The sequence below is a fragment of the Qipengyuania pelagi genome, from assembly GCF_009827295.1.
Lineage (GTDB): Bacteria > Pseudomonadota > Alphaproteobacteria > Sphingomonadales > Sphingomonadaceae > Qipengyuania > Qipengyuania pelagi.
This window is the reverse complement of sequence record NZ_WTYD01000001.1, coordinates 1,860,692-1,881,422: the sequence shown is the minus strand read 5'-3', so window position 1 is coordinate 1,881,422 and position 20,731 is coordinate 1,860,692. Positions and strand designations below refer to the sequence as shown.

20 protein-coding genes are annotated in these 20,731 nt (G+C 66.0%); 8 read left to right on the top strand and 12 right to left on the bottom strand.

Annotation, left to right across the window (positions count from 1 at the left end):
* Window positions 1–32: 32 nt before the first annotated feature.
* Together GRI47_RS09240 and GRI47_RS09235 are read left to right on the top strand one after the other, a co-directional pair.
* Window positions 33–899, top strand: a complete 867-nt coding sequence (locus GRI47_RS09240) for a bacteriorhodopsin (RefSeq protein ID WP_160660958.1) — start codon at window positions 33–35, stop codon at window positions 897–899.
* A 77-nt stretch (window positions 900–976) separates the two neighbouring features.
* Window positions 977–1,723, top strand: coding sequence for a Brp/Blh family beta-carotene 15,15'-dioxygenase (locus GRI47_RS09235; protein WP_160660957.1), 747 nt, complete (start codon window positions 977–979; stop codon window positions 1,721–1,723).
* A 65-nt stretch (window positions 1,724–1,788) separates the two neighbouring features.
* Here GRI47_RS09235 and GRI47_RS09230 read toward each other — a convergent pair whose 3' ends face one another.
* From GRI47_RS09230 to GRI47_RS09210, 5 genes are all read right to left on the bottom strand, one after another.
* The gene (locus GRI47_RS09230) at window positions 1,789–2,088 is read right to left on the bottom strand and encodes a GIY-YIG nuclease family protein (RefSeq protein WP_160660956.1); all 300 of its coding nucleotides are present in this window, start codon (window positions 2,086–2,088) and stop codon (window positions 1,789–1,791) included.
* Window positions 2,089–2,171: 83 nt separating this feature from the next.
* Window positions 2,172–3,158 carry a quinolinate synthase NadA gene (nadA, locus tag GRI47_RS09225; protein ID WP_160660955.1) on the bottom strand — a complete coding sequence of 329 codons (987 nt, stop codon included), beginning with the start codon at window positions 3,156–3,158 and terminating at the stop codon, window positions 2,172–2,174.
* Window positions 3,159–3,247: 89 nt separating this feature from the next.
* Complete coding sequence (locus tag GRI47_RS09220; protein WP_160660954.1) at window positions 3,248–4,021, bottom strand: hypothetical protein; 774 nt, start codon at window positions 4,019–4,021, stop codon at window positions 3,248–3,250.
* Window positions 4,022–4,096: 75 nt separating this feature from the next.
* Window positions 4,097–4,789, bottom strand: coding sequence for a DUF4230 domain-containing protein (locus tag GRI47_RS09215; protein WP_160660953.1), 693 nt, complete (start codon window positions 4,787–4,789; stop codon window positions 4,097–4,099).
* The gene (locus GRI47_RS09210; RefSeq protein ID WP_160660952.1) at window positions 4,774–5,646 is read right to left on the bottom strand and encodes an MBL fold metallo-hydrolase; all 873 of its coding nucleotides are present in this window, start codon (window positions 5,644–5,646) and stop codon (window positions 4,774–4,776) included. The genes GRI47_RS09215 and GRI47_RS09210 overlap by 16 nt, the downstream gene beginning before the upstream one ends.
* 97 nt (window positions 5,647–5,743) lie before the next feature.
* Here GRI47_RS09210 and GRI47_RS09205 point away from each other — a divergent pair, with 97 nt between their 5' ends.
* On the top strand, window positions 5,744–7,207 hold the full coding sequence (locus GRI47_RS09205; RefSeq protein WP_160660951.1) for a glycerol kinase: 1,464 nt from the start codon (window positions 5,744–5,746) through the stop codon (window positions 7,205–7,207).
* Between the two features lie 22 nt (window positions 7,208–7,229).
* On the opposite strand, the gene GRI47_RS09200 is transcribed toward GRI47_RS09205, so the two are convergent.
* Both GRI47_RS09200 and GRI47_RS09195 read right to left on the bottom strand, forming a co-directional pair.
* A complete protein-coding gene (locus tag GRI47_RS09200) occupies window positions 7,230–7,688 on the bottom strand; it encodes a DUF1465 family protein (protein WP_160660950.1) in 459 nt (152 codons plus the stop codon).
* Window positions 7,689–7,784: 96 nt separating this feature from the next.
* Window positions 7,785–7,982, bottom strand: coding sequence for a YdcH family protein (locus tag GRI47_RS09195; RefSeq protein WP_160660949.1), 198 nt, complete (start codon window positions 7,980–7,982; stop codon window positions 7,785–7,787).
* A 179-nt stretch (window positions 7,983–8,161) separates the two neighbouring features.
* On the opposite strand from GRI47_RS09195, the gene GRI47_RS09190 reads away from it, so the two are divergent.
* The 5 genes from GRI47_RS09190 (at window position 8,162) to tilS (ending at window position 13,744) form a co-directional block, all read left to right on the top strand.
* A complete protein-coding gene (locus GRI47_RS09190; protein WP_160660948.1) occupies window positions 8,162–8,317 on the top strand; it encodes a YdcH family protein in 156 nt (51 codons plus the stop codon).
* Window positions 8,318–8,443: 126 nt separating this feature from the next.
* Entirely contained in the window at window positions 8,444–10,714 is a 2,271-nt protein-coding gene (ptsP, locus tag GRI47_RS09185) for a phosphoenolpyruvate--protein phosphotransferase (RefSeq protein ID WP_160660947.1), read from the top strand.
* A gap of 98 nt (window positions 10,715–10,812) precedes the next feature.
* Window positions 10,813–11,739 carry a helix-turn-helix domain-containing protein gene (locus GRI47_RS09180; protein WP_160660946.1) on the top strand — a complete coding sequence of 309 codons (927 nt, stop codon included), beginning with the start codon at window positions 10,813–10,815 and terminating at the stop codon, window positions 11,737–11,739.
* A gap of 105 nt (window positions 11,740–11,844) precedes the next feature.
* Window positions 11,845–12,774 (top strand): tetratricopeptide repeat protein, encoded by a 930-nt coding sequence (locus tag GRI47_RS09175; protein ID WP_202387221.1) that lies wholly within the window; start codon window positions 11,845–11,847, stop codon window positions 12,772–12,774.
* A 109-nt stretch (window positions 12,775–12,883) separates the two neighbouring features.
* Window positions 12,884–13,744 (top strand): tRNA lysidine(34) synthetase TilS, encoded by an 861-nt coding sequence (gene tilS / locus GRI47_RS09170; RefSeq protein ID WP_337190670.1) that lies wholly within the window; start codon window positions 12,884–12,886, stop codon window positions 13,742–13,744.
* A gap of 9 nt (window positions 13,745–13,753) precedes the next feature.
* Here tilS and GRI47_RS09165 read toward each other — a convergent pair whose 3' ends face one another.
* From GRI47_RS09165 to edd, 5 genes are all read right to left on the bottom strand, one after another.
* Entirely contained in the window at window positions 13,754–14,440 is a 687-nt protein-coding gene (locus tag GRI47_RS09165) for a L,D-transpeptidase family protein (RefSeq protein ID WP_237452658.1), read from the bottom strand.
* 96 nt (window positions 14,441–14,536) lie between these two features.
* Window positions 14,537–17,320 (bottom strand): phosphoenolpyruvate carboxylase, encoded by a 2,784-nt coding sequence (locus tag GRI47_RS09160; RefSeq protein WP_160660945.1) that lies wholly within the window; start codon window positions 17,318–17,320, stop codon window positions 14,537–14,539.
* Window positions 17,317–17,943: a bifunctional 4-hydroxy-2-oxoglutarate aldolase/2-dehydro-3-deoxy-phosphogluconate aldolase gene (eda, locus tag GRI47_RS09155; RefSeq protein WP_160660944.1), complete on the bottom strand. Its 627-nt coding sequence runs from the start codon at window positions 17,941–17,943 to the stop codon at window positions 17,317–17,319. The genes GRI47_RS09160 and eda overlap by 4 nt, the downstream gene beginning before the upstream one ends.
* Window positions 17,940–18,923 (bottom strand): glucokinase, encoded by a 984-nt coding sequence (locus GRI47_RS09150; protein ID WP_160660943.1) that lies wholly within the window; start codon window positions 18,921–18,923, stop codon window positions 17,940–17,942. Before GRI47_RS09150 ends, eda begins: the two co-directional genes overlap by 4 nt.
* Entirely contained in the window at window positions 18,920–20,731 is a 1,812-nt protein-coding gene (gene edd / locus GRI47_RS09145) for a phosphogluconate dehydratase (RefSeq protein ID WP_160660942.1), read from the bottom strand. Before edd ends, GRI47_RS09150 begins: the two co-directional genes overlap by 4 nt.

Here is a 20,731-nt window from a genome sequence, read left to right as displayed (position 1 = left end):
GGTATTGATCACTCCTTGTAGAGGACACTGTCATGATATCATCGGATATCGCCGGCCAGTTCGGCAGCATCGAAAATCTAGTTTCTCTCACTGCGGGCCAGTATACTTCGGGATCGCTGATCCTGATGGTCAGCTACGGCGCGCATTTCGCCTTCATTCTCTTCTTTTTGGCGATGGCCTGGCAATTGGCGCCGCGCTATCGCATCGTGCCGATCATGTCAGCTGTGGTCATGGCATCGGCCGGCCTCAGCCTGATGCGCGAATTTTCGCTGTGGCAGGAAAGCTATGAACTGGTGGGCACGATGTATCGCCCGCTGGCCGAAAATTCGAGCTTCACCAACGCGTTCCGCTACGGGAACTGGACCATCACGGTTCCGATTCTGCTGACGCAGCTCGCCATCGCCTTCGGCCTTCCGCGCCCTGAATTGCAGAAGCGCGCGGCGCGCATGATCGTCCCCGCCGTGCTGATGATCTGGACCGGCCTTTACGGCCAGTTCGGCGAGACCGGCGACTGGAGCCGCCTGAACATCTGGGGCGTCATCTCGACCGTGTTCTTCGTCTGGCTGATCGTGGAAGTGCGCGGCGTGATCACGCGCGGCGTGCAGACCAGCCCGGCGCAATTGCAGGCCTGGCCGAAGAACATCTGGTGGTTCTTCCTCGCCACCTGGGGCCTCTATCCGATCGCCTACGCCCTGCCGCAGCTGGGCTTCACGGGCGACGTGGTGGTGGTGCGCCAGCTGCTGTTCTCGATTGCGGATATCTCGTCCAAGCTGATCTACGGCATCATCCTCAGCCGCTATGTCCTGCGCCGCAGCGCGCTGGAGGGCTATGTGCCCGCGGCCGAGGCGCTGGAGACCTCGCCGCTCGGGTCGAGCGTCGCGTCGAGCCGCGGCGACTGACCGGCTTGCGGCTCGTCCGCACTGCAAAGTCGAAGGGGCCCTGGCACGATGCCGGGGCCCTTTTGTCGTGGGCGGCGGTGACCCTTGCCGTGATCGCGCAGATAGCCGGGGAGACCTGGGCTGTCGTGGCGGGCCTGGTTTTCTTCGTCATGGGTCTGGCGCACGGCGCGGGGGACGAGAACGAGGGCGGAATCGCGCGGATCAAGCTGGTCCATGCCGCCGCCTATCTCGTGACCGGCGCGGCGGTGGCGGGCCTGTTCCTGTTCGCGCCGCTGGCCGGACTGGCGCTGTTTCTCGCCCTGTCGGCCTGGCATTTCGCGCGCAGCGATTGTGCCTTTGCGCCCGTCACCCGCTACGCGATCGCAGGCTTGGCCGTGGGCGGCAGCGCGCTGTTCCGACCGGGCGAGACCGGCGACGTGTTCGCGGTAATCGTGGGTGCAGAGACGCCCGCGCTGGTCGTGCGCGTCTTGGCCTTATTGGGGATGGCCGGGGCGGCTGCGGCGGGGTGGGCGCTGCTGAAGGGTTTGCGCGGCTTCGGCCACGCGGTGATCGCCTTGGCCGCGACCGTGTTCTTCAACCCCGTGCTGGCAGTGGGCCTGATCTTCCTCACCGCGCACGCGATCCCCGTCCAGCAGCGCCAGATCGCGGTTTACGGACGCGGCACGGTGTGGCGCGCCGTCGCTTTGCCGACGCTGATTGCGACTTTCGGTGCGCTGCTTATCGCGGCGCTGGTCTGGACCAGCAATCTGGCACTGCCGATCGCCATCGCGCTCGCCTTCGGCATGGCGACCCCGCACATGCTGACCGAGCGGTTGGAGCGGTAGCACGGCAATTAGGGACGCCGATCACGGTCTCGTCTTTGCGAGCGAAGCGAAGCAATCCAGGGCGGTCAGGCGCAAACTTGCTCGAAAAGATCCTTCCATTGCGGATTGGACCGTTCGATCAGCGCGAGTTTTTTAGACCGCGAACCGCCCTTTATCTGCTTCTCGCGCAGAATAGCCTGTTCCATGGTCGCATGAAGCTCGAACCAAACCAGCAGTTTGCAACCGTATCGTTTGGTGAAACCATCCACGACGCCCTCGCGATGCTGAAAGGCCCGCTGGGGGAGGTTTGAGGTTACGCCGACATAGATTGTTCCATTACGGCTGCTCGCCATGATGTAGACGCAGGGTTGGAAGTGGCGCTGCATCGCTCCGGATTGCTTCGCTTCGCTCGCAATGACGAAATTCGGGTATTAACGGCCCCGATCGGGTTAAAGGCCGCTTGCCGGCGTCAAACCTTCCCCAGATCGCCCTTGCCGATCGTCCCGCTCGCCATTTCGAGCATCTTGTCGAGGCTCTGCTTGGCCTTGAGGCGCAGGCCTTCCTCGATCTCGATACGCGGTTCGAGATCGCGCAGGCAGGTGTAGAGCTTTTCCAGCGTGTTCAGCGCCATATAGGGACAGATATTGCACGAACAGTTCCCGTCCGCGCCCGGTGCGCCGATGAAGGTCTTGTTCGGCAGCGCCTTTTCCATCTGGTGGATGATGTGCGGCTCGGTCGCGACGATCAGCGTGTCGCCTTCGAACGTCTCGGCGAACTGCAGGATGCCGCTGGTCGATCCGACGTAATCGGCGTGGTCGATGATGGTCGGCGGGCATTCGGGGTGCGCGGCGATCGGGGCGTCGGGATATTGCTGTTGCAGTTTCAGCAATTCGGTTTCGCTGAAGGCTTCGTGCACGATGCACACGCCCGGCCACAGCAGCATATCGCGGTTGAATTTGCGGCTGAGATATCCGCCCAGATGCCGGTCCGGGCCGAAGATGATCTTCTGGTCTTCGGGGATCTGGCTGATGATCGTTTCCGCGCTGGAGCTGGTGACGATCACGTCAGAGAGCGCCTTCACCTCGGTCGAGCAGTTGATGTAGGTCAGCGCGATATGGTCGGGATGCGCCTCGCGGAAGGCCTTGAACTTTTCCGGCGGGCAGCTGTCTTCAAGGCTGCATCCGGCATCCATGTCGGGCAGGACGACGATCTTCTCGGGCGAGAGGATTTTGGCGGTATCGGCCATGAACTTGACCCCGCAGAACGCGATCACGTCCGCATCGGTCTCCGCCGCCTTGCGTGACAGTTCGAGGCTGTCGCCGACGAAATCGGCAAGATCCTGGATCTGCGCGGACTGGTAGTAATGCGCCAGGATGATTGCATTCTTCTCCTTGCGGAGGCGGTCGATTTCGGAGAGCAGGTCGGTTCCGGTCGGTAGAGTGGTTTCGGCGGTCATGGATCGTCCCGTGATATTGCGTTGAAGCGCTTATACATCCAACGGGGCGGCAGGCGAGTGCGTTCCGGGCCGGATCGCACCTGTGCCTCTTACATCGCGAAACCGGGCGGCAGAAAGGCTTCCATCGGGCGTTCGGCCCCCGGCGTGCCCGCAATCACCCAGTCGGTGATCGCATAGCCGAGCGGCGAATAGGCGAGCAGCAGCGAGAGGATGAAGGTGCCCGCATAAAGGCCCGTGCCCCACCAATAGGCAGGGTGCACATGACCCAGTCGGCGCCTGTCGGCGATCATGCCGATGACGGGAAAGATCATCGTCGCCGCGATCGTGATCGTCCAAGCATTGGGGATCATCAACGGCATCGGCAGCAAGCGGCCCAGCCCCGGCCCGGTCAGCACCGCCATCGCCACCAGCATCAGCCGCCTGTGCCAGCCAGTGTAGCGCTGGCTCTTAAGCGCCCAGATCGCCAGTCCCCCGAAGCAGAGCAGCATCGCCAGATTGCTGATGAGGAATTCGTTTACGTCGAAGAAGAACGGCCCGCCCGTGCGCCTCGCCACCACCACCATGATGACGCTGCCCATGACGACCATGGCGGGCACCCAGACCCAGGCAAGCTTGCCCAGCGCGCCGTGCAGCGCCCAGTTCTGCGCCGATGCGGTGACATGCTGCGCCAGATAGAGCGCGATCCAGCCCATGAAGATGAAGGCATGGACGTGATAGGAAAGCGGCACGTCGAAAGTGGACCGGCCCATCGCCAGATTGAGCGAAAAGCCGGCCACGATGACGGTCGCCATGACGAAGGCCATGATGGTGAAAAAGCGCGTATTGCCGCGGATCGCGGTGTCGCGCGGAGCGATGGTTGCCATGGTCGAATTCTCCCCCCCGAGGAATTGCGCCACCCGTATGCCGACTGGCGTTTTATTCGCGGGAAGATCAATTCGTCAATTGGCCCCTTCGTCTTCGAAGCGTACGTCCACGCTCACATCGCCATAGCCCGCGACCTGCAAGGGGATCGTCAGGTTCTGGCGCACCGCCTCGCGCGCGGCCTGGCGGGCGAGAGCGAGGATTTCCGGGTTCTTGGCGAAGGCGGTGGCCTTCCTCTCGGCCTGTTGCGAATTGTTGCGGGCAAGATCCTGTGCCGCATCGCGCGTCACGTAAGCGCCTTCGGTGAAGACCCGCGCCGCGCCTTCGTCGATATTGGGCCGGCTGGTCTGCAATTGCGGCAAGGTCACGGTCAGCCGGTCGCCCGCCTCGTCCCAGACGAAATCGCCGCGATCCATGCCCGACAGGTCGAGCCGGTATTCGACGGTCGCGGGCACGATGGTCGCCTGGCGCGAGCGCAGGACCGGCACGCCCATCACCCCGCGCGTATCCTCGCTTTCGGCGACGACTTCGAAGCGCGAGCTGAAGACGGTGAGCGAATTCTGCCGTTCGAAGGCGAGCATGGCGCTGCCGACCGGGTCGCCTTCCTCCTGATAGAAGAAGGCGCGCCAGGTGAGGAAGGCGACGGCGGCCAGCAAGCCGATCACGATCAGCCATGGCACGGCCTGAACCCTTGCGAGGTTCTGCTCGCGCGTCACGCCGGGTCGGAGGTCGGTGTCGCGCGCATCGCGCGTCTTCAAATCGTTCGCCATTGTTCGTCAGAACGTGCGACCAGCCCGCGCCGTTCCAGATCGATCAGATGCGCGGTCACCGACATTTCGGCGGCCCTGTGCAGCTTTTCGTCGAGCCCCTTATACATGACGGGGACGAACTCCGCGGCGCTGCGCGGGCCTTCGCCGAGAAGGCGCAGGATTTGGTTTTCGCGCTGGCGGCGATGGCCGATCATGCCGCGCACCAATTGGCGCGGCTTTTCCACCGCCTCGCCATGGGCGGGGTAATAGATGCGATCCTCGCGCGCATAGAGCTTGTCGAGGCTGCGCATGTAATCGCCCATGTCGCCATCGGGCGGGATGACGACGCTGGTGGACCAGCCCATCACGTGATCGCCGGTGAACAGCGCGCCGGTTTCTTCGAGCGCGAAACAGAGGTGGTTCGAGACATGGCCCGGCGTCGCGATCGCGGTGAGCGTCCAGCCGGGGCCGGTCATCGCCTCGCCATCCTCCATCACCCGGTCGGGTGCGTAGTCGCGATCGAAGGCGGCATCGGCGCGCGGGCCGGTATCGGAAAGGACCAGCGGCGCGCAGCCAATCACGGGCGCTCCGGTGCGCGTCGCCAGCAGGCGCGCGGCGGGCGAATGGTCGCGGTGGGTGTGGGTGCACAGAATGGCGAGCACTTTTTCCTCGCCGATCGCGGCCATCAGCGCATCGACGTGATCGGGAAGGTCCGGCCCCGGATCGATCACCGCGCAGCCTTCGCCCGCGCCCACGATAAAGCTTTGCGTGCCGGTATAGGTGTAGGGCGAGGGGTTGGGGGCGAGGACCCGGCGCACCAGGGGTTCGAGCGTCATCGCTTCACCGGTGGGCCAGGGTTTGGGGGGCGGGCCAGCCATGTCCCTGCCTATGCCGATGGGGACCCGGCGTGTCGAGTGCGGCGGGACCTGTCTTCGGTGCTTGTCGAGCGCGCGCTCTGCCGCCACAACGCGCTTCATGGGAGAAAACATCCTCGTCCTCGATGCGGGCACGACGTCGACGCGCGCCATCCTGTTTGCCGCCGATGGCGCGCTGATCCGCGTGGCGCAGCGCGACCTGACCCAGCATTATCCGCGCCCCGGCTGGGTGGAACACGATGCTGCCGAGATCTGGGACAGGACGCTGGCCTGCGCGCGCGAAGCCATCGGCGATGATGCGGACTCGATCGCCGCGATCGGCATCACCAACCAGCGCGAGACCGTGGTGGCCTGGGACAAAAAGAGCGGGAAGCCGCTGGCCCGCGCGATCGTCTGGCAGGACCGCCGCACCGCCGAGTTTTGCGCGGACCTAAAGAATCAGGGGCACGAAGCGGAGGTGCAGGCGCGCACCGGCCTCCTCCTCGATCCCTATTTCTCGGCCACCAAGATGCGCTGGCTGCTCGATCATGACGAGGCGGTGCGCGGCGCGGGCGAGCGCGGCGACCTCGCCTTCGGAACGGTCGAAAGCTGGCTGGTCTTCAATCTCGCGGGGCGCGCGCATGTCAGCGATGCGAGCAATGCCAGCCGCACGCTCCTGCTGCCGCTCGACGAAGAGCAGTTCGATGCGGGGCTATGCGACCTCTTCGGCGTGCCGCAGGAAAGCCTGCCGCGCGTCGTCGATACGCACGGCGCGCTCGCCGAATGTTCCGAGGAATGGTTCGGGCGGGCGATCCCGATCTGCGGCCTCGTCGGCGATCAGCAATCGGCGACCATCGGCCAGGCCTGCCTCGAATTCGGGCAGACAAAGGGGACTTACGGGACCGGCGCCTTCGTCCTGACCAATAACGGCAAGACGATCCCGCGCTCGACCCATCGCCTGCTCGGCACGGTGCTGAGCCAGCGCGATGGCGGGCGGGTCTATGCGATCGAGGGCGCGGCCTTCGTCGCCGGAAGCCTGATCCAGTGGCTGCGCGATGGGCTGGACCTGATCGAAAGCGCTGCGGAAACCGAGGACCTCGCGCGCTCCATCCCCGATAGCGGCGAGGTGGTGATCGTCCCCGCGCTGGCCGGTCTTGGTGCGCCACACTGGCTGCCGCAGGCGCGCGGCGTGATCGCGGGGCTGAGCTTTGCGAGCGGACGCGCCCAGCTCGCGCGGGCGGCTCTCGAATCGATGGCGCATCAGACCCACGATCTCGCCACCGCCTTTGCCGCCGATGGCGCCCCCTGGTCGATGCTCAGGATCGACGGGGGGATGGCCGCAAACGACTGGATGGCGCAGGACCTGGCCGATATGCTGGGGATCGACGTCGAACGCCCCGATTTCGTCGAGACGACCGCGCTCGGCGCGGCGTTCTGCGCGGCGGTCGGTGCGGGGCTGTATCCTTCGCTCGAAGACGCGGCCCAGGCCATGCGGGGCAAGACGCGGTGCTTCCGTCCGCGGATCGACGAGGATGCCCGCGCCGAGCGGCTGGCACGATGGCGCAAGGCCCTGGCCGCAGCCTGACGCCTGCCCTTTTCGCGTTCGCTTATCCGGCAAAAGCCCTTTCGAGGCGGCCCTGCATCGCGCCGACCGGGCTTTGCTCCGTCTCGCTTCGGGCGCGCCAGTCGCGATCAAGCCGTTCGACCCGCTTATAGAGGTCGAGACTCTGGCGGATCAGATCCTGCGTATGCGGATCGAGCCGCCGCATCATGCCGGGAAGGGCGGGCCGCTCTGATGGGAGGGCGCCATGCTGCCGCAATTGCATGTCGCTCAGCTCGCCATCGAGATAGGCACGCTGGTTGAGCAACCAGGCGAGCAGATGCATCAGGCGGGTGGTCGTGCGCAGGCCTTCGACGGAGAGCGCCACCTTGACGCCTTCATCCATGTCCTGCGGGATCCGGCTGGTCCGCGAATCGAACGCCGCGCGCACCTCGTCCGCCAGGATCAGCGCCTCATGATAGACATCTTCGATGATCTGGCGTGTCGCGCCCGCGGAAATCGTCATGAAGTCGAAATAGGGGCCGGTGCCGAGAATAGCTATCATTCTTGCAGAGCGCGTCCCCGAATTGGACGCGCCTGTCGCGCTACTGAGGTCGGGCAATCAGGCGATGATGTCGGGTATCAGATGATCCTCGACCACCGCGATCTGGTCGCGAATGCGCAGTTTGCGCTTCTTCAGCCGGGCGATCTGCAACTGGTCGACGGACCCCGCATCGCTCAGCGCATGGATCGCCGCGTCGAGATCGCGGTGTTCGCTGCGCAGGGCCTCCAGCCGCTTCCTCAGCTCCTGCTCGGTCATCGCGACACCCCTTCATCCGCCCCGCACGCTTCGCCCGCCAAATCGGACGGCTCGGCCAGTTTTGCAATATAGCGGGTTACCAAATTAAGATTCGTGTGTTTCATTCGCATGGCGCGGCTCGCTCCGCAGGGACGAGTCGGCGCCGTAATGGCTTTGCGACCCTGAAAGGAAACGGCCCTATGAACACATCCCATCTCGATGCCCTTCGCACCAAGCATGCCGGTCTGGAAGCGAAATTGCGGCAGGAGCAGGCGCGGCCCGCCCCCGACGAGACGATGGTTCAGCAATTGAAACGGCAGAAGCTCAAACTGAAGGAAGAAATCGCCGCCTGTTGAGCGATCCCGTGCGATAGCGCGGCGGCGGGCTCGATTTTCTATGCCCGCTCTGGGACGAGATGCTTTCAGTCAGCATCTTTCCAACCGGTACTTTCCAACCGGCAGGGCGTGTTATAGCAGCAAGTCATGACCGCCGCCGCCAGCGCCCGCCAGATCCTTACCCGCCTGCACGAGGTGATGGCCTCGCGAATGCACGCGCAGGGCAAGCTCGACCAGGTGGTCGAGATCATCGGCGAAAGCCTCGATAGCGAGGTCTGTTCGATCTATCTTCTGCGCGAAGGCGTGCTCGAACTTTACGCCACGCGCGGCCTCAACCCGCAAGCCGTTCACGTGACCAAGCTGGGCCTTGGCGAAGGGCTGAACGGGATCATCGCCTCGAATATCGAGACGCTGAATCTCGCCGAGGCCAAGGCGCATCCCGACTTCCTCTATCGCCCCGAGACGGGCGAGGAGAAATTCCACAGTTTCGCCGGCGTGCCCATCGTCCACCGCGAGCGCGCGGTGGGCACTTTGTGCGTCCAGCACGTCGATCCGCGCCGCTACGAAGATGTCGAGATCGAGGCCTTGCAGACCACTGCGATGGTCCTGTCCGAACTGATCGCGAATGCCGAGATGGTGGACGAGGAACACGCGCTGCTGCTGGGCGAAGTCGATACCGGCCCGGAAATCATCGAAGGGCTCGCCTTGGTGAAGGGGCTGGGCGGGGGGCAGGCGGTGTTCCACCAGCCGCGCATCCAGATCACCCAGGTCGTCGCCGACGACACCGAGGCGGAGCGCCAGCGCGTCTACCGTGCTTTCGACAAGATGCGCGATCAGATCGACGCGATGGGCAAGGAGCCCGAATTCGGCAAGGGCGGCGAACATGTCGAGGTGCTCGAGACCTATCGCATGTTCGCCTATGACGAAGGGTGGAGCCGCCGGATCAACGAAGCGATCGATTCCGGCCTGACCGCCGAAGCGGCGATCGAACGGGTGCAGCAGCGCACGCGGATGCGGATGCGCGAGATCGACGATCCGCTGCTGGCGGACCGGATGCACGACCTCGAGGATCTGTCGAACCGGCTTCTTCGCATCGTCTCGGGCCAGATCGGCACCGCCGCCGGGCAGGGCCTGAGGCGCGATTCGGTGCTGGTGGCGCGCAATCTCGGCCCGGCCGAACTGCTCGAATACGATCGGCGCCGGTTGAAGGGGGTCGTCCTCGAGGAAGGATCGCTCACCGCGCATATGGTGATCGTGGCGCGCGCGATGGGGATACCCGTGGTCGGGCGGGCGAAGGGGCTCTTGCGCCGCATATCCGATGGCGACGAGATCTTGGTCGATGCCGATAACGGCACGGTCACGCTGCGCCCGTCGCCGCAGATGCGCGAGGCGTTCGACATGCGCTTCGCCAAGACGCGCGAGCGCCAGGCCGCCTATGCCGAATTGCGCGACGTCGAGCCCTTCACCCGCTGCGGCACGCGCATCACGGTGATGATGAATGCAGGCCTGCGCGACGATATGAGCGCGCTGGCGATGACCGGCGCCGATGGCGTCGGCCTGTTCCGCACCGAATTCCAGTTCCTCGTCTCCTCGACCCTGCCCCAGCGCGATCGCCAGACCCGCCTCTACAAGGACGTGCTGGACGCGGCGGCGGGCAAGCCGGTGATCTTCCGAACCGTCGATATCGGCGGGGACAAGGCGGTTCCCTATCTCAGTTCCGACATCGCGGAGCATGACGAGAACCCGGCGCTGGGCTGGCGCGCGCTGCGGCTGGCGCTGGAGCGCGAGGGGCTGATGAAATCCCAGGCCCGGTCCCTGCTGGAGGCTGCCGCCGGACGCACGCTCAATGTCATGTTCCCGATGGTCAGCGAACCGTGGGAATTCGATACCGCCAAGTTGGTTTTCGACGAACAGCTCGACTGGCTGCGCAAGCAGAGGAAACCGCTGCCCGAGGAGATACGCTACGGCGCGATGCTCGAAGTGCCCGCCCTTGCCGAAGTGCTCGACGAATTGCTGCCGCGCCTCAAATTCATGTCGATCGGCACCAACGACCTCACCCAGTTCCTGTTCGCCGCCGACCGCGCCAATCCCAAGCTCGCCGAACGCTATGACTGGTTGAGCCCGGCGATCCTGCGCTTCCTCGCCCGCGTCGTGCGCGGCACCATGGGCCACGAGATCGACCTTGCCGTGTGCGGCGAGATGGGCGGCAGAAGGCTGGAGGCGCTTGCGCTGATGGGGATCGGGATCCGCCGCCTGTCGATCACGCCCGCCTCGGTCGGGCCGATCAAGGAATTGGTGCGCAAGATCGATCTGGCGGAGATCACCGCCGCGATGCAGGGCTGGCTCGCCAGCCCGCCGCCCGACATGCGCGCCGCGCTGCGCCATTGGGCGTCCGAGCGCGAGATCGACACTGATTGACGATCGGCGGGGCCTTCGCGCGCGACTGCGCTTGACTTGATGGCGTCCGCACCGCTTTGTTAGGAGGCAACGGGGTCACACCGTCTATCGGGGACGAAATGCAGGACGAAACACGCGCCGGGCTTGACGGCGACGGACACGATCATGGCGAATTGCCGCCGGAAACGGCGCAAAGCGGCGCACCGCAGACTGCGGGCGGGCAATTGCGCGCCGCGCGCGAGGCGCGTGGGCTCGATCTGTCGCAGGTCGCCGCCGAAACCCGCATTCCCCAGCGCCATCTCGAAAATATCGAGGCGGGCGAATACGGCAATCTGCCTTCGCGCACCTATGCGATCGGGTTTGCGCGCAGCTATGCCCGGATGCTGGATCTGGACGAGCGATCCATCCTCGACCAGGTGCGCGCCGAACTCGCACAGGACGAGACGCAGGGCCGCGCGGCACCGGCCAAGTTCGAACCGGGCGATCCGGCGCGTGTCCCATCGGGCAAGCTCGCTTGGCTGGGCGCGCTCGCGGCCGTGCTGCTGCTGGTCGGCGGCTTCGCGTTCTATCGCACCTATTTCTCTCCCGGACTGGGTCCGGCCCCGCTTGCGGAGGAAACGCAGGTGGCGGCTGCGGAGACCGGAGCGGCTCCCGATGCGCCCGCCACACCGGCGATCGATCCGAATGCGGAGGTCGTATTCACGTCGGAAATGCCCGATACCTGGGTCAAGTTCTATGATGCTTCGGGCGCCGAGCTGTATCAGGCGCAGATGGGCGAAGGGGAAAGCTTCACCATCCCGCGCGACGCCGAAGGGCCGCAGGTCTGGACCGGCCGGCCTTATGCCCTGGCGATAACGGTCGGCGGGCGTCCCGTGCCCAAATTGTCGGAAGAGGACGAGATCGTCCGGGACGTGCCGGTTTCCGCGGAAGCGCTGCTGACGCGCGGCCAGGCCGGTTCGGCTGCGCCGGGCGCGACCCCGTCTCCGGCCACGTCTTCGGGCCCGACTCCTGCGGGAACGCCGATCGCCACGCAGACGGGCACGTGATAATCGCAAGGGGCTAAAGCGGGTGGGATAAGCCGCTTCATCCCCTCGACAGCAAGGCGCGGATACGGCACCGCTTCGTTTACCATTCTGGCTGGAGGGAAATTCATGGCCTCGATCGCGCGCATTACGCGCTATCTCACCGTAGGGGCGGGTGCGCTCGCGGTCCTCGCTGCGCCGGTCCCGGCGTTTGCGCAGGACAACAATGACGAGGCGCGGCTGCGTAAGCTCGAAGCCGAGGTCCGCGCCCTGCAACGGCGTGTGTTTCCCGGCTCCGAGGGGCGGTATTTCGAGCCCGAGATCACCGGCCAGCCGCGTCAGAATCAGGCCACCGTCGCAACCCCTTCGACCACGGCGGTCACCGATATTCTGTCGCGACTCGATGCACTGGAAAGCCAGATCCAGCGGCTGACCTCGCAATATGAGGAAGGCTCCTTTGCAGTGCGCGAACTGACGGCGCGGGTGGAAGCGCTGGAAAATCGCGGCGCGGCGGCGTCACCGGCTCTGTCCGCTCCGTCCACCACTGGCGCGTCCCGCCCGGCTGGTACGGTTCAAAGCGGGGCCGCCACGCCGACGCCTGCCGCCGCGGCGCGGCCCGATCCCGCGCGCGTCGCTGCGGTGCAGGCGATCGCCAAGCCGCAGACCGACGATCCGGGCGACGACGAATATTCCTACGGCTTCCGCCTGTGGGACGCGGGCTTCTATCCCGAAGCGCAGCAGCAGCTGACGATGTTCGTCGAAAAATACCCCAACCATTCGCGCGCCACCTATGGCCGCAACCTTCTGGGGCGCGCCTATCTCGACGATGGCAAGGCCAAGGAGGCCGCGCCGTGGTTCCTGCGCAATTACCAGGCCGACAAGGCCGCGGCGCGCGCGGGTGACAGCCTGCTCTATCTGGCTGAGACCATGATCGCACTCGATGATCAGAGCCGCGCGTGCATCGCGCTTGCCGAGTTCAACGAAACCTATCCGGCCCTGGCGGCAGGTCGCCTGAAGAGCCAGTACGACGCCAATCGCGGCAAGGTCACCTGCAATTGATAGCGGGCCTGATCGCCGACAGCTAGACCGGTTCGCGCGCGATCTTTCGGCCCTTTGGAAGGGGGCGGGGGCCGGGGCTGGAGCGGGGCGCGAGCGGATCGGCATTGCGGTGTCGGGCGGGCCCGACAGCCTGGCCCTGCTATTACTGGCGGAAGCAGCCTTTCCCGGCATGGTTGAGGCGGCGACTGTCGATCATGGGTTGCGACCGGAAAGCGCGGACGAGGCTCGGTTTGTGGCGGGTCTCTGTCGCGACCGGGGCATCGAGCACACAATCCTGACCTGCGCGGTCGCGGATGGGAACCTACAGGATCGGGCGCGCTCGGCCCGCTATGCGGCGCTCGATCAATGGGCGAAAGGGCGCGAACTCGCCGCGATCGCCACCGCACACCACGCCGACGATCAGGCAGAGACCGTGCTGATGCGCCTCAATCGGGGCAGCGGGCTGTCGGGGCTTTCCGGCATCCGCGCCTCGACCTGCATTCCTGGCAGCGATACGCTGCTGCTGCGTCCGCTGCTGGGATGGCGGCGCGCCGAATTGGCGCAGATCGTCGCGGCGGCAGGGGTCACGCCCGTCCGCGATCCGTCCAATGACGATCCGCGCTTCGACCGCGTTCGGATGCGCAGCGCGCTAAGAAATGCCGCGTGGATCGATCCCGCCGCGCTCGCCCGCAGTGCTGAGCATATGGCGGAAGCGGAGGCGCTTGTCGGCGCCTGTGTGGACCGCGAATGGGTCGACAATGTCCGACAGGAAGATGCGGCGATCCATTACCAGCCCACCGCACCCACCCTAATTCGAAAACGCGTCGCCCAGAAGATCGTGGCCGCGCTGGGTGGCCAGACGGACCTGTCGCAAATCGCCGAACTGGTCGATCGGCTCGAAGCGGGGCAGGGCGGCAATCTGGCGGGAGTAATGGTCCGTCCGCGATCGGGCGTCTGGATCTTCGAACCCGAACCGCCCCGCCGCGCTTGAAAGCGCGCGTCAGGCGGCGATGGAATCGCCCACGCCGATGCGCTCGCCATTGGTGATGATGACCGTATCGCCCTTCTTGGCGATGTCGAACAGTTTCGACACGAATTCATCCGGCACCGCGATGCAGCCATGGCTGGCATAGCCGTTCTCGACCTCCGACCCGCCATGGATCGCGATCCCGTCCCAGGTCAGGCGCAGCGTCCAGGGCATGGGCGCATTGCCGTATTTCTCGGAGACGTTGTGGCGTTCCTTGGTCAGGATCGGGAACTTGCCGGTGGGCGTGGGGTGCAGTTCGGTCCCGAGCATCGCCACCGCCGCGCCGATTTCATGCCCGTCGCGGAAGACGGATACGGTGCGCGCCTCGAGGTCCACCGTCACCACCAGCTTGCCCGTTTTGGGCGCGGTATCGGTGTTCCAGTGCCATTCGCCGTATTTCATCGGCCCTTCGATCGGCAGAATGCTCTTGATGACGAAGGGCTCGTTGGCGCGTCGTTCCGCATCGGCGAGGGTCTTGGCGGCCAGCGCGCCGTGCACGCCGACGGGTTTCACCGGAGCGGGCGCGGCGACGACCGGCGCGGTCTCTTCCGCAACGGCCGGACTGTCCATCAGGGTGCTGCCGAACGCCAGCGCGCCGAGCCCGAGGCCCAGAGCGAGCGTTCCGCCGCCGATCCATTTCAAACTCGCGTCCATGCCCATGATATAGCTCTTAACCCCGCGCGAATCCAGATCGCGCGAGGAATAGGACCATGGCGGGACACCAGCAACCGCACGGTTACCGGACAGGGTTAAGATTTATCCGTGCGCTCCGAACAGATTGGCGATCGCGACCCCGATCCTGAGATTGAGGCCATGCGCCCGCTCGATCGGGTCGATATAGTCGCGACCGATCTGGCTGTAGCCTTCGCCCGCCCCATCGGGATAGTCGCTGGGTGCGTCGAGTGCGAAATCGTCGGGCCGGGGGAAGCTGGTCGGATAGGCACGGCGCAGTTCCTTCAACGCCTCGTCGATCCGCAGAGTGAACACCATTTCGAGAACGTCGTTGCGATCGACATCGTTGGCGCGGCTGAAAACCGGAATCGCGACCGCGCGCAGGAACATATGTTGCAACAGCGCGAGGCGCAGCGCCTGGAGCGCGCCGATGATGCGCCTGACATCCTCGCGGTCCTCCAGCGGGTTTTCGTCGGGCAGCATGGCGAGCAGCCGGTGCAGCTTCAATCCATCCACGCGCAGGCGCGAGACGAGGCGGCGGAACACCCCGTTGCGATCGTCCTTCGTCAGATATTCGGCCAAATCCTCGCAAGCGGCGGCCAGATGCGGCTCGGTCCCGCGATAGGGGCGGCTTGCCCAATAGGCGGAATTGAACAGCTCGCCATAGGCGGCCATGGTCTTGATGCTGGCGAGCGCGTTGGAAGCGCGCACCAGCCGGACGATCTGGCGCCCGCGTGCGCTCGATGTCAGCAATTCGGCGATGGCCTCGTAATTCCCCTCCGCCGCGCTGCCGATCCCGGCGATGATGTTCACCGGATAGCCCAATTGCTGGAGGATGGCGTTGTGCGGGATGGCGCGGATCTGCCTCAGGCTCATCTCGCGATCGCGCGACAGATCGCCCTGGCGGCGCGAGACGCGGCTCCCGGTGCTGTTCAACAGGCCGAGGCCGAACGCCGTCACCGCACGGGCATAGGTGCGGCTTTCGAGATGATCGCGCTGATGGCTGCGGATCGCGCGGTAGAAATCGAGGCTGAGATCGGTGCGGCGATAGAAGGGATCGGCCGGCACGTCGGGATCGGTTTCGGAAGGCCGCAGTTCCGCGATGCGCGTGAGCGTGGCCAGCGCCAATTCGGGGGTCGCGAAGAACAGATAGCCGTCGCCGCCCTGAAAGCTCGCTTCGGGCTCCAGCCGGATTCCTGCGCGCACGAAGCGGCGGCGCGCCCATTCGCTGAGCGGCCAGGCCAGCCGGTCCTCGTAGGACGAGGGATGCGCCCCGCGCCCCATCCCTTCGCCATGCGTGTTGAAGATCAGCGCCGCGGTATCGGTCAATCCGTTGGCCGCCATGGAATCGGCGAGCCGACCCTGCAACCGCTCGATCGCGAGGCTGGCGGGCACCTGCCCCACGAAGCGGCCCGCATCGGAGAAACCGGTCTGGATGCACACCCGCCCCCGTGCCCGCGCATAGTCGCGATAGGCGTCTTCGGCGAGCAGGGCGTCGAGGAAGCGTCCGCCATGTTCCAGCGCGCTCTCGGTCTCGAACAGGGGCGAGACATCGACCTTGTCCGCGATCCCGAACAGGCGCGCGAAATAGAGCGCGGCGAGGACGGTGGCGGGCTGTTCGCATTCCGCCACCAACATGCGGATCGGGGCATCCGCATCCACATGGTCGAGGATCTGCGCCATCGCGAGGAATTGGCGGATCGCCGTGCTGCTCTCGATCGCGAGGGCGCCGAAATTGCTCTTGAGCGGTTTCACCTCGGCGAGGATATCGCGCAGCACCGCCATCGCGCCCTGGCTGGCGAGGTCGAGCGTGTTGTCGGGGTCGATCCGGCGGCGGATGGCGTTGTGGAGCTGGCTGGCATTCACGCGGAAGTGAATCCAGCCCATGCCGAGCCCGTCCGCTCGCATCGCGGCGGCAAGTGTTTTGAGCGCGATGGCGCGGTTCCGGTCGGAATCCTGCGCCTCTGCCTCCAATCGCGCGATGATCGGCGCGAGACTGGTCAGCTTGTCGGGGTGGTCCGCCGTCAGCCGGTTCGCGGCGGCGGAGAGCGCTTCGGGTTCGGTCAGGTCGCTGGCGAAGTCCTCGGCCCGCGCGCGCGCCTCGCTTGCCGCGCGGTCGAGCGTGGCGACGAGTTCGTGCTCGCTATCGAAGCCGCGCAGCGAGCTGGCATAGCGTTCCAGCCGCTCGGCCTTTTCCGCCAGCCGGAACCCGATCGAATGATACCATTTGATGTCGGTCCGCCCGTCCATGTCGTAGCCGACCCAGCTGGCGAAGCGGAACGGCATTGGCTGGAGCGCGCGCCATTCCTCGCTCCAGCGATCCGCCGCTTCGCCTAGCACCGTGCCGACGATCCGGTCGCGCGCATCCTGCGCCCGCGCGATCGCGGCCATGGCTTCGGAATGTTCATATGCGAGCGTGATCGCCCGCCGCTCGGTCGAGGCTGCGCAAGGCGCGTCGGAGATCGGCGCATCGCTGCTCGCCGCCTGCGCGACTGCATGGGTCTGTGCCGGGGGGAGCAGGAAGGTCGGGTGGGCGGTAAAGACGGCGTGAAGCGCGGGATTTTCCCACCGATCGCGAAAGCTGGCGAAATCGGCGGTCTCGTACTTCAGCGCCGCGTCATTGGCCTCCAGGGGCATCGGCGCAACCAGCGCACGCAGCCGCCCCGCGCGGCTCTTGATCGATTCGCATTCGAGCTCGCCCAGCAGCGTCTCGCAATCGTCCAGCGAGAGATCGCCCGATTCGATCGCGCGCGACAGGTCGAGCGAGAGCTGGAATACCGGGTTGAAGAGCGGGGTTTCCTGCGTGCGCTGGTGCAGTTCGCGCAGGCGCGCGGCGAGATTGGCGACGGTTTTCAGCTTCAGGCTCATGCCACCAGCCCCGCCGCCTCGCGCGCCATCGCTTCGATTGTGACGCTATCCGGCTCACCGCGCGGCGCGACCCAGCTCCCGCCCACGCACAGCACGGGATCGAAGGCGAGCCATTCGGCAGCGTTGTTCAGCCCGATCCCGCCGGTCGGGCAGAAGCGGCACTGGTGGAACGGCGCGGCGAGCGCTTTCAGCGCGGGCAGCCCGCCCGAAGCCTCCGCCGGGAAGAACTTGAAATGGTCGAGCCCCAGATCGAGCCCGCGCATGATGTCGCCCGAATTGGCGATACCGGGGAGGAACGGAATGCGCTCGCGCGCCGCGGCCCTGGCGAGCGGTTCGGTGAGGCCGGGCGAGACCACGAATTCCGCCCCCGCTTCGATCACCGCCGCCAGATCTTCCTGGTTGGTGACCGTGCCCGCGCCGACCACCGCGCCATCGACCTGCTTCATCGCCCGGATCGCATCGAGCGCGGTCGGGGTGCGCAGCGTGACTTCGAGCGCGCGCAATCCGCCCGCGACCAGCGCCCGCGCGAGGGGGACGGCGTGCTCCAATTCGTCGACCACGATCACGGGCACAACCGGGGCGAGGCGCATGATATCGGCGATAGTGCGGTCGGATGATGTCACGAAACGGTCTCCAGATGCTGTTTGGCAAAGGCGGCAGCGGCGCCGAACAGGCCGGGTTGGGGGTGGACGATCAGCTTGACCGGGATGTCCGCCATCAATTCGGAGAACCGCCCCTTGGCGCGGAAGCGCTCGGCAAAGCCCGAACGGGGCAGATGCTCGCGCAAACGGTATCCGAGCCCGCCCGCGATCACGACGCCGCCGAACCCACCCTGCGCCAGCGCGATATCGCCCGCCACGCTGCCGAGCGAGAGGCAGAACCGATCGACGGCGGCGGCGGCGAGGCTGTCCCTGTCTTCCATCCCGCGCGTCCACAGGGTTACGTCGTCCTCTTCGGTCACCGGGCGGCCCTCCATCGCGGCGAGCGTCTGGCGAATCGGGCCGATGGCGGGGCCGGACACGACGCGCTCGATCGAGACGCGGTTGTGCGACTTGCGCAGGCGAGCGAGGATCGCGTCCTCGATCGAATCGAGCGGGGCGAAGTCGATATGCCCGCCCTCGGTCGCGGTTACGCGGTATTCGCTGCCCGCGCGCCAGAGATGGGCGACGCCCAGGCCGGTGCCGGGGCCGATCAGGCTGATCGTGCCCTCGCTCGCCAGTGGACGATCGGGGCCGGTGATGTGCAGGAACTGGTCGTCGGGCGCGCGCGCGACCGCATGGGCGACGGCGGCGAAATCGTTGACGATGGTGAACTGGTCGACGCCCAGCTTGGACTGCATCAAAGACGGACGGATGATCCAGGGATTGTTGGTGAAGCGGATCACCTCTCCGCCGACCGGCCCCGCGACCGACAAGGCCGCGCGCGGGGGCAGGGTGCCGCCCTGGCGTTCGCGGAAATCCTCCCACGCGGTCTGGAAGCTGGCGTGATCCTTGGTGTGGAGCGTTTCGGGCTCGCCCAGAGAGATGGTGCCATCCGCACCCACGCTGGCGATGACGAAGCGGGCATGGGTCCCGCCGATATCCACGGCAACGAGATCGGTCATAGTCCTGCCATCGCCAGCATCGACGATCCTCCCTGTTCGGCCCCATCGGCGTTCATCCGGAACATGGCGAAGAGTTCGCGGCCCACGCCGGTCTGATCGTCCGTGTGCGGCGCGGGTTCGCGCGACGAGAGATCGGCGGTGGTCGAAAGCTCGCCCGTCTCGGCGCAGACGCGCACCATATCGCCATCGCGCAGAAGCGACAGCGGCCCGCCACCGAGCGCTTCGGGCGTGCAGTGGATCGCGGCGGGCACCTTGCCGCTCGCGCCCGACATGCGTCCGTCGGTAACGAGGGCAACGCGATAGCCGCGATCCTGCAAGACACCCAGAGGAGGGGTCAGCTTGTGCAGTTCGGGCATCCCGTTGGCGCGCGGGCCCTGGAACCGGACGACGACCACGACATCGCGGTCCAGCTCGCCCTTCGCAAAGGCTTGGGAGACGGCGTGCTGGGTTTCGAAGACGCGGCAGGGCGCCTCGACGGTCCAGCGTTCGCGCTCCACGGCGGAGGATTTGAAGCAGGCGCGGCCGAGATTGCCCTCGACCAGCCGCATTCCGCCATCGGCCTGGAACGGATCGCTGGCGGGGCGGAGCATTTCGGCATCGCCACTTGTCCCCGGATCGCGCCATTCGACGGCATCGTCAGTCTCGACCGGTTCCTTCGCATAAGCTTCGAACCCGCCGTCCCACACGGTCAGGATGTCGCCATGCGCCAGTCCTTCGTCGAGCAGCGTGCCGATGACATAGGCCATGCCGCCCGCAGCGTGGAAATGGTTCACGTCGCCCGACCCGTTGGGATAGACCCGCGCGACGAGCGGCACGACGCGGCTGAGGTCTGCGAGGTCGTTCCAGTCGAACGCGATTCCCGCCGCCCGCGCCATGGCGGGGATGTGGATCGCGTGATTGGTCGATCCGCCGGTCGCGAGGAGGCCGATCGCCGCGTTGACGATCGCCTTTTCGTCGACGACCCGCGCCATCGGGCGGTAATCGTCTCCGCCGCGCTCCATCGCGGCGAGGCGATGCACCGCCGCACGCGTGACCTGTTGGCGCAGGGAGACGCCCGGCGGGACGAAGGCCGCGCCGGGAACGTGGAGACCCATCATCTCCATCATCATCTGGTTGGAATTGGCGGTGCCGTAAAACGTGCAGGTGCCGGGCGAATGATAGCTGGCAATCTCGCTTTCGAGCAATTGCGCCCGGTCCGCCTTACCCTCCGCATAGAGTTGCCGCACCGCCTGTTTCTGCTTGTTCGGGATACCGCTCGGCATGGGGCCGCTGGGCACGAAGATCGCGGGCAGATGGCCGAAGCGCAGCGCGCCGATCATCAGGCCGGGCACGATCTTGTCGCAAATGCCGAGCAGCGCCATCCCGTCATACATCTGATGGCTGAGGGCGATGCCGGTGCTGAGCGCGATCACGTCGCGGCTGAAGAGCGAGAGTTCCATCCCGTCCTCGCCCTGCGTCACCCCGTCGCACATCGCCGGAGTTCCGCCCGCAACCTGCGCGGTCGCGCCGACCTCGCGCGCCCAGATTTTCATCCGTTCGGGGTAGCGGGCATAGGGCTGATGGGCGGACAGCATATCGTTATAGGCAGTGACGATGCCGAGGTTGGGGCCCTTGGCCGCCGTCAGCGCGCTCTGGTCCTCCGGCACGCCGGCATAGGCGTGGGCGAGGTTGGAGCACGAAACCTGCGTGCGATCGGGCTGGCGATCCGCCTCGCGCTCCATCAGCTCGAGATAGCGCCCCCGGCTGTCGCGCGAATTGGCGATGACGCGCTCGGTGATGCGGTGGATGGTGTCGTTGAGCGGCTTCAT

What these genes read in the sequence shown, in the direction of transcription:
- GRI47_RS09180 (WP_160660946.1), top strand. Translation starts at nt 10,813, where the DNA reads ATGCAGGACGAAACACGCGCCGGGCTTGACGGCGACGGACACGATCAT.
- GRI47_RS09165 (WP_237452658.1), bottom strand. Translation starts at nt 14,440, where the DNA reads ATGGGCATGGACGCGAGTTTGAAATGGATCGGCGGCGGAACGCTCGCT.
- GRI47_RS09220 (WP_160660954.1), bottom strand. Translation starts at nt 4,021, where the DNA reads ATGGCAACCATCGCTCCGCGCGACACCGCGATCCGCGGCAATACGCGC.
- GRI47_RS09240 (WP_160660958.1), top strand. Translation starts at nt 33, where the DNA reads ATGATATCATCGGATATCGCCGGCCAGTTCGGCAGCATCGAAAATCTA.
- GRI47_RS09200 (WP_160660950.1), bottom strand. Translation starts at nt 7,688, where the DNA reads ATGACGATTTCCGCGGGCGCGACACGCCAGATCATCGAAGATGTCTAT.
- nadA (WP_160660955.1), bottom strand. Translation starts at nt 3,158, where the DNA reads ATGACCGCCGAAACCACTCTACCGACCGGAACCGACCTGCTCTCCGAA.
- ptsP (WP_160660947.1), top strand. Translation starts at nt 8,444, where the DNA reads ATGACCGCCGCCGCCAGCGCCCGCCAGATCCTTACCCGCCTGCACGAG.
- GRI47_RS09210 (WP_160660952.1), bottom strand. Translation starts at nt 5,646, where the DNA reads ATGGCTGGCCCGCCCCCCAAACCCTGGCCCACCGGTGAAGCGATGACG.
- GRI47_RS09205 (WP_160660951.1), top strand. Translation starts at nt 5,744, where the DNA reads ATGGGAGAAAACATCCTCGTCCTCGATGCGGGCACGACGTCGACGCGC.
- GRI47_RS09150 (WP_160660943.1), bottom strand. Translation starts at nt 18,923, where the DNA reads ATGACCGATCTCGTTGCCGTGGATATCGGCGGGACCCATGCCCGCTTC.
- GRI47_RS09230 (WP_160660956.1), bottom strand. Translation starts at nt 2,088, where the DNA reads ATGCAGCGCCACTTCCAACCCTGCGTCTACATCATGGCGAGCAGCCGT.
- GRI47_RS09160 (WP_160660945.1), bottom strand. Translation starts at nt 17,320, where the DNA reads ATGAGCCTGAAGCTGAAAACCGTCGCCAATCTCGCCGCGCGCCTGCGC.
- GRI47_RS09195 (WP_160660949.1), bottom strand. Translation starts at nt 7,982, where the DNA reads ATGACCGAGCAGGAGCTGAGGAAGCGGCTGGAGGCCCTGCGCAGCGAA.
- edd (WP_160660942.1), bottom strand. Translation starts at nt 20,731, where the DNA reads ATGAAGCCGCTCAACGACACCATCCACCGCATCACCGAGCGCGTCATC.
- GRI47_RS09190 (WP_160660948.1), top strand. Translation starts at nt 8,162, where the DNA reads ATGAACACATCCCATCTCGATGCCCTTCGCACCAAGCATGCCGGTCTG.
- GRI47_RS09215 (WP_160660953.1), bottom strand. Translation starts at nt 4,789, where the DNA reads ATGGCGAACGATTTGAAGACGCGCGATGCGCGCGACACCGACCTCCGA.
- GRI47_RS09175 (WP_202387221.1), top strand. Translation starts at nt 11,845, where the DNA reads ATGGCCTCGATCGCGCGCATTACGCGCTATCTCACCGTAGGGGCGGGT.